The sequence below is a fragment of the Methylophaga lonarensis MPL genome (genome assembly GCF_000349205.1).
Lineage (GTDB): Bacteria > Pseudomonadota > Gammaproteobacteria > Nitrosococcales > Methylophagaceae > Methylophaga > Methylophaga lonarensis.
Window position 1 is genome coordinate 21,710 of sequence record NZ_APHR01000029.1, and the last position, 6,893, is coordinate 28,602.

A 6,893-nucleotide genomic window follows, 5' to 3' on the forward strand; every position below is an offset into this window, starting at 1 on the left:
ATCCTCATACTAAGGGGCCAAAATCTCTGGCCTGCTAATGTTTCATCGCAGCACGCCGAATCGCCGCCGCAATATCACTCAAAGCAAGTTGCTGATCACTGGCGCCAAGTTTGAAAGCAGCCCCGGGCATACCCCAAACAACACTGCTGGCCTCATCCTGCACCATATTCACTGCGCCCGCCTGCTTCATTTCCAACATTCCCTGAGCACCATCATCGCCCATCCCGGTGAGCATGACGCCTATCGCGTTGGGCCCCACTTGTTGCGCCACTGAACGAAACAGCACGTCCACAGAGGGCTTGTGCCGATTGACGGCAGGACCGTCATTCAGGCGGCAGACATAACGAGCACCGTCCCGCTCAACCAGTAAATGTTGATCGCCCGGGGCGATAAAGGCATGTCCCGGCAAAATCTGTTGTCCGTCCCTTGCCTGACAGACTTCCATCGCCGATTGCCTGTTCACACGTTCAGCAAAAGCAGCACTGAAAGCAGCTGGAATATGTTGAGTAATGACCATACCCGGTGAATCTGCCGGCATTGCCGCCAGGACTTCGCGAATTGCTTCGGTGCCGCCCGTGGAGGCCCCCATTGCGACGATTTTCTCCGTCGTTCTCAAAGGCGCTAAAGGTTTATCCGGATCGATAATGGCATCGGCTGAAAGTTTTGGTGACAGCAGCTGATCACCACCGCTGTATGCTCGGACCCGCGCATTTGCCGCTGCTTTCACCTTGCTGATGATCTCTTCAGCATAATGACTCAAGCTGTTTGCCACATCGATTTTGGGTTTGGCAATGACATCCACGGCCCCCAGTGCCAATGCATCCAGCGTGATTTGTGCTCCGTGCTGCGTCAGTGTTGAAACCATGACTACCGGCATGGGCCGCAGTCGCATCAAATTGCGAAGAAACGTCAGTCCATCCATGCGTGGCATTTCCACATCAAGTGTCAGCACATCGGGATTGAACTGCTTGATACGCTCGCGGGCCTGATAGGGATCGGCAGCCGTCGCCACCACCTTGATTTGAGGATCGTTATTCAAGATCTCGGTCAATAACTGGCGAATCAAGGCAGAGTCATCCACAACAATGACGGTAGTCGGTTTCATTGGTATCCCTGTCAAAACAACTCCACTCCACCCGAGACAGGTTGACGCATCAGGCTTTGCTGATAGGCTGCTTCTCGAGTCAGAAGAGTATCGTTATGGAATGAGCGTAGTTTTTTGGTTCGCATCATTCCCGATACCGGGTCATATAACACCTTCCTTGGAAACACATCGCCCGTATCCTGAGCAGTAATTTTAATGCCTTCCACTGACAGATATCTCGTCACAAACTCAATGTTACGCAGACCAATATCCGTCATATTGGTGAGTAAGCGTCCACCGCCCGCCAGTTTGACTTCCAGTCTGTCACGGGCAGCACCCTGTTTCAGCAGCTCATTAATCAGATACTCCATGGCATAGCTGCCATATCGGGTGGCTGCATCAAGCCAGCCATACTGCTGATGCTGTTGAATGGGCAGCATAAAGTGATTCATGCCACCAATACCCAGCTTTGAATCTCGGATGCAGGCGGAAATGCAGGAGCCCAGTGTGGTGGCAATCAATTCAGAATGATTGGTGCATACGTAATATTGCCCCGGCAGAATCTTGGCAACCCACTGTTGACGAACATCGTCCCAATAACGGTTGACGTGTCTGAACTGCCTCAGAACCGGTGGCTGAAAAGCGCCTGGATTATTCATCAGGCAACCTTGCAATACACGGTCTGACCCAGTGATCTGAATCGCTCTGTCACCTGAAACAGATTTTCAGAGTGCCCGATAAACAAATAGCCCGTGTCCGACAACACATTGGCATAACGGTCAAACAGTGTTTTTTGTGTTTCTTTGTCAAAATAGATCACCACATTTCGACAAAAAATCAGATCAAACGGGCCTCGCATTGGCCAGTCATGCAGCAAGTTAAGGCGACGAAAAGTGACCCGTTTACGCACCTCTTCACGCACTCTCACCAAGCCTGAATTTTTTCCAACACCTCTTTGAAACCAGCGGCGAACCTGATCTACCGGCATCGCCTGAACACGCTGGCCATCGTAGACGCCCTGCTGTGCCGAGGCGATGACATTAGCATCGAGATCGGTGGCCAGAATGCGAACATCCCATTGCTCAATATCCGGCATGGCCTCCAGCAAGCTGATAGCAATACTGTATGGCTCTTCTCCGGTGGAACAGCCGGCAGACCATATACGCAAGCGGCGTTGCTGTGGTTGTGTCTGACGCAATTGCGGTAACCATTGTTGCGCCAGAAAATCAAAATGATGCTTTTCACGAAAAAATGCCGTGAGATTAGTTGTCAGCGCGTTGATGAGAAATTCGCAGGTATCCGGATCATCGGCATCCAGAGCCTCACAAAACGCCTGAAAACTTCCGGAAAACTGGCTACGCACCCGCCGCGACAGGCGGCTGTAAACCATATTCTTTTTGGCATCAGACAAGTTGATTCCGGTGTGTTGGAGCGCAAAACTCCGAATGCGCTCAAACAGCACATCCGGAAAATCAAATTCGTGAGCCAGTTCTTCTGTGAGCATCGGCTTCGTTGCCTACTCAGTAGGAGCTAAGCGTTATCAAAACTCATCCCACTCATCATCTTTGCCCGAAGCCGGTGGAGCGCTGGGACGAACTGTTCTGGCGGGTCTCGACACTTGTGGCTGAGTTATTGTTGGACGTGTCATTCGTGGCGCTGGTACTTGAGTTGTTCTGATGACTTGTCCAGTGTTAAAGAATGCCATCAAACTTTGCAGATTGCGGGCCTGCTCATCAAGTGCCTGACTGGCAGCAGCAGCCTGCTCCACCAGTGCGGCATTTTGCTGAGTCATCTCATCCATCTGTGTGACTGCAGAATTGACTTGTTCAATTCCGCTGGTTTGTTCAACACCGGCAGCGGCAATCTCGGAAATGATATCGCCGACTTTTTTGGCACCTTCAACGATTTCCTCAAGCGTTTTGCCCGACTCATTCACCAGGTTAGTACCTTCACGCACTTTCTCACCACTATCACTGATCAAGGCCTTGATCTCTTTGGCGGCAGCGGCTGAACGTTGAGCCAGGTTTCGCACCTCGGCCGCCACCACAGCAAAACCACGTCCCTGCTCGCCTGCCCGAGCGGCTTCAACAGCTGCATTCAACGCCAGAAGATTGGTCTGAAAGGCGATCTCATCAATGACGCTGATGATATCTGCAACTTTTTTGCTGGAAGCGTTTATTTCAGCCATCGCTGTAATAGCGTGCTGAATCACTTCACCACCTTTTTCAGCCTGTTTTCTGGCAGTTGCAGCCAGTTGATTGGCTTGTTTAGCATTGTCAGAATTCTGGCGAACGGTGCTGGTCAGCTCTTCCATGCTGGCCGCCGTTTCCTCAAGTGACGATGCTTGTTCTTCCGTGCGTTGACTGAGATCAAGGTTGCCTTGAGAAATTTCCGAGGCTGCGGTTGCGACATTTTCAGCCGCCTCATTGATTTGCATGACCGTCTGTGCAAGCCGAGCGATTGATTCACTCATTGCACCGGTCAGCTCACCAAACATTCCCTCGTATCTGTTTTCAATTGTGCGGGTCAAATCACCCTCAGACAGCGCCTGTGATAAGCGGATAGTTTCTTCAACTGGAGACACCATGACATCCAGCAGATTGTTAATGCCATCGGCGACCGTTTTCATGAACCCCTGATAACGTTCCGCATCCAATCTGGCATTTATATCGCCTCGCTGAGCAGCAGAAATGATGGATTCCATTTCCTGTTCACCCAACTTCTGCTCGGTGATATCCCGCCACTCCACCATGTTGCCAATCAGTTTGCCCTCGGCATTCAGAATTGCCGTTGCATTGAGATCAAAATACAAATCCAGCACTCTGATTTCTGCTCGGTAGGGCAAGCGTGCAGGGTCACTCAAAATGCGAGCCTGATGTTCAGGATGTTTGTGGAAGCTGTCGATGGATTTACCGATAAGATTATCCACATCCATATCCGGCCATAATGTTCTTAATTCATGCACCCGCCTACGCAACAGGGCAATCACCGCAGGGTTTGCATAGGTGATCACTCTGTTCTCATCACACATCATCAAGGCGGTGCTTGCGCCATTGACTGCCGAAGTCAGTCTTGAAATTTCCAGTTCCTTTGCTCTAACTTCAGTGATATTGGCCCACTCCAGCGTATTACCGATGTAGCTGCCATCATCTGCGATCATCGCAGACACGTTGAGGCGAAACTGTAACGGCCCCACTCGTATATCAGTGGAATACGGCAAATTGTCAGGACTTGCCAACAACCTGCGCTGGTGAGACGGATTTGCATGAAAACTGTCGATATTGCTGCCGACCAGCTTATCCACTGCAAAGCCTTTAAAAGCCTGTTGCAGCGTGTGTTCATGAGGTCGCAACATATCAATAGTGGCCTGATTGACGTAGGTGATATTGAAATCCCTGTCGACCATCATTATTGCCGTCATCGCGCCATTGACCGCTGAGCGCATCCGAACCAGTTCGGTTTCAGACTCAGTATCGTGAGTGGTTACTTGTTCATTCATGATTTCGTCCTCATCAGACTCATAGGCGTTGAGCATCATATTCATCACATTTTCAAGCACGGCTTCCCAAGCATCAGCCAGCTCAGGGCTCCATTGTTTAGGACTGAATTCAGCCAGCACTGCCAACAGATTTTCTTTAACCGGCGGGTAATACGCTTCAATGACTCCATACTGCTGATGCCTTGCGCCAAGACCTTTCAGATAATCATTAAGCACATCCGGATTTCGCAGGTTTTGAACCAGCAATACCAGAGAGGCAAGCAGTTTTTTTTGCTGACCAGCCACAGAAACATGACTGAATAGCGGTTTTAACTTTGGATAATTGGTAAACAGTCGCTCATAAAAGCGTGCGGCCAGCGCCTCACCCTCAGGTACAAGCGCCGCAAAGTTTTGCTCAATCAATGCCAAAGGATCTGGCTTGACTGAGCGACGTCGTTGTCTTGCCGGCGCTTTGGCAGATTTGGAATCATTTTCGGCCATTACATTGTTCTCCCATAGAGCACATCTGTAGCAAGCGTTTTATAGCGCCCAGTCTGTGCATCTGGCTTATGTTGTGAAAAATCGTAAATCACTGTTCTCAGCACGCTGGCCTTGAAGTACTGGCCCAGCATGTCGCAATAGGCCTGAATTATTTTCGGTTCATCCGGAACAGCATTCAGCATTAACCAAAACAAGGGGGCCCTGTTAAGCCCGCGTAAGCGGCGCATCACAGGCATCATCTGCGCCAAGCCTTGCCAGGCATTCTGCTGGGGGGTCACTGGAATCAGGATTTCATCGGCCGCCAGTAAAGCATTAGCATTGAGCATGCCGGCACTGTCCGGACAGTCGAGCAGAATAAATGAGGTCTGGCCTGAAAACTCGCTCAGAAGTTTGCTTAACTTGTGTCCATTTGCCAGGCCACTCAACTGTTCTATCTGTTCAAGCTGTTGCCCTGCGGGCAATGCTGACAACTGACTATTAATCATGGTCGGTTCCGGCAGTGGTGCGCCCATCATTGTCTCGGCAATGCCCGGCTCGGCATCCAATCCCAACTGCTTGCTGAGACTGGCATCAGGACATAGATCGACCATCAGGCACGACTGGTTCAGTGCGGCTAATGCACGCCCCAAATGCAGGCAAGTAGTGGTTTTTCCGACCCCGGCTTGCTGGTTCATGATGGCAATTGTCCGCTGTTCACTCATCTGCACTCCATTGGCCAGCGTCAACCTGTTGCTTCAACACTTAACAGGTGATCAATGTCGAGCAACATCACCATGTTGGATTCATGTTCAAGCAGCCCACTGATGTGACGGGTGTCCTGCTGACTACCCAGAATAGGCGCCGGCTGAATCGTGTCGGAATCAACGTGACAGGCATCCATCACAGCATCCGCCACGATGCCGACAGTGCGTGGTCGCACATCATCAACACGCAGCAAAATAATGACCGTAGTGCTGGTATAAGGCTTAAAGGCAAAGCCAAAACGGAGCCGCAAATCCACCACCGGCACGATGTTGCCTCGCAGGTTCAGTACGCCGACCAGATATTCCGGTGTATTGGGAATGCGGGTGATTTGACTCCAGGCACGAATTTCGCGTACTCGGAGAATGTCCACGCCGTACACTTCGTCCTCAATCAGAAAGGTCAGGTACTGATCCATACCCTCATGATTTTCAAACAAGCCCAGTGAATCGCCGGTTTGGATGAAATCATAAGCGCTATCTCGTTCCATCAGGCAGCCCTTCCATCACTTTGCCCTATCACTGACTGCTGGCCCCGATAGAGTCGCATCAGACCCGACACATCCAGAATCAATGCCACAGAGCCATCGCCGAGAATGGTGGCGCCAGAAAATCCGGGCACTTTTCGATAATTGGTTTCAAGACTTTTAATGACCACCTGCTGCTGACCCAACAAGTCATCCACACACAGTCCCATTTGCTGCCCCTCAGCCTCAACCACCACCATGAGACCTTTCTCAGCAGCAGCGGAGGCTGGCAAATTGAACACCTCACTCAGCCGGATTACAGGAATATATTCTTCACGCAGCAGGTAGAGTTCACCCTTACCGGAGACTTTTTTGATATCACTGCTGACAATCTCGACTGACTCAACAATTGAAAGCAACGGAATAATGAACTTCTCGTAGCCAAGCGAGACGGTTTGACCATCCATAATGGCCAGCGTCAGTGGCAGTCGAATGGTAAATTTCGAGCCAACACCAGGCGACTGACTCAACCTCCACTAACCCCGAGCTCAGGATGTTTTGCGCACCACATCATGCCAACACCACGACCAGAAAGGTCGCTGACTGCTCAGCAGTGGAGAATC

General features: G+C 50.8%; 7 protein-coding genes. All 7 read right to left on the bottom strand.

Annotated elements, in window-relative coordinates; all coding sequences use genetic code 11:
* Positions 1-34: 34 nt before the first annotated feature.
* The 7 genes from MPL1_RS05985 to MPL1_RS06015 are packed head-to-tail and all read right to left on the bottom strand — an operon-like array spanning position 35 to position 6,800.
* Entirely contained in the window at positions 35-1,105 is a 1,071-nt protein-coding gene (locus MPL1_RS05985; protein ID WP_009726228.1) for a protein-glutamate methylesterase/protein-glutamine glutaminase, read from the bottom strand.
* Between the two features lie 11 nt (positions 1,106-1,116).
* Positions 1,117-1,743 carry a chemoreceptor glutamine deamidase CheD gene (gene cheD / locus MPL1_RS05990; protein ID WP_009726229.1) on the bottom strand — a complete coding sequence of 209 codons (627 nt, stop codon included), beginning with the start codon at positions 1,741-1,743 and terminating at the stop codon, positions 1,117-1,119.
* Positions 1,743-2,588, bottom strand: a complete 846-nt coding sequence (locus MPL1_RS05995; RefSeq protein WP_009726230.1) for a CheR family methyltransferase — start codon at positions 2,586-2,588, stop codon at positions 1,743-1,745. Before MPL1_RS05995 ends, cheD begins: the two co-directional genes overlap by 1 nt.
* 36 nt (positions 2,589-2,624) lie before the next feature.
* A complete protein-coding gene (locus MPL1_RS06000) occupies positions 2,625-5,063 on the bottom strand; it encodes a methyl-accepting chemotaxis protein (protein WP_009726231.1) in 2,439 nt (812 codons plus the stop codon).
* A complete protein-coding gene (locus tag MPL1_RS06005; RefSeq protein WP_009726232.1) occupies positions 5,063-5,764 on the bottom strand; it encodes a ParA family protein in 702 nt (233 codons plus the stop codon). Before MPL1_RS06005 ends, MPL1_RS06000 begins: the two co-directional genes overlap by 1 nt.
* Positions 5,765-5,784: 20 nt before the next feature.
* Positions 5,785-6,294 (bottom strand): chemotaxis protein CheW, encoded by a 510-nt coding sequence (locus tag MPL1_RS06010; RefSeq protein WP_009726233.1) that lies wholly within the window; start codon positions 6,292-6,294, stop codon positions 5,785-5,787.
* Complete coding sequence (locus MPL1_RS06015; RefSeq protein WP_009726234.1) at positions 6,294-6,800, bottom strand: chemotaxis protein CheW; 507 nt, start codon at positions 6,798-6,800, stop codon at positions 6,294-6,296. Before MPL1_RS06015 ends, MPL1_RS06010 begins: the two co-directional genes overlap by 1 nt.
* Positions 6,801-6,893 lie beyond the last annotated feature (93 nt).

What these genes read in the sequence shown, in the direction of transcription:
- MPL1_RS06005 (WP_009726232.1), bottom strand. Translation starts at nt 5,764, where the DNA reads ATGAGTGAACAGCGGACAATTGCCATCATGAACCAGCAAGCCGGGGTC.
- MPL1_RS05985 (WP_009726228.1), bottom strand. Translation starts at nt 1,105, where the DNA reads ATGAAACCGACTACCGTCATTGTTGTGGATGACTCTGCCTTGATTCGC.
- MPL1_RS06000 (WP_009726231.1), bottom strand. Translation starts at nt 5,063, where the DNA reads ATGGCCGAAAATGATTCCAAATCTGCCAAAGCGCCGGCAAGACAACGA.
- MPL1_RS05995 (WP_009726230.1), bottom strand. Translation starts at nt 2,588, where the DNA reads ATGCTCACAGAAGAACTGGCTCACGAATTTGATTTTCCGGATGTGCTG.
- MPL1_RS06010 (WP_009726233.1), bottom strand. Translation starts at nt 6,294, where the DNA reads ATGGAACGAGATAGCGCTTATGATTTCATCCAAACCGGCGATTCACTG.
- cheD (WP_009726229.1), bottom strand. Translation starts at nt 1,743, where the DNA reads ATGAATAATCCAGGCGCTTTTCAGCCACCGGTTCTGAGGCAGTTCAGA.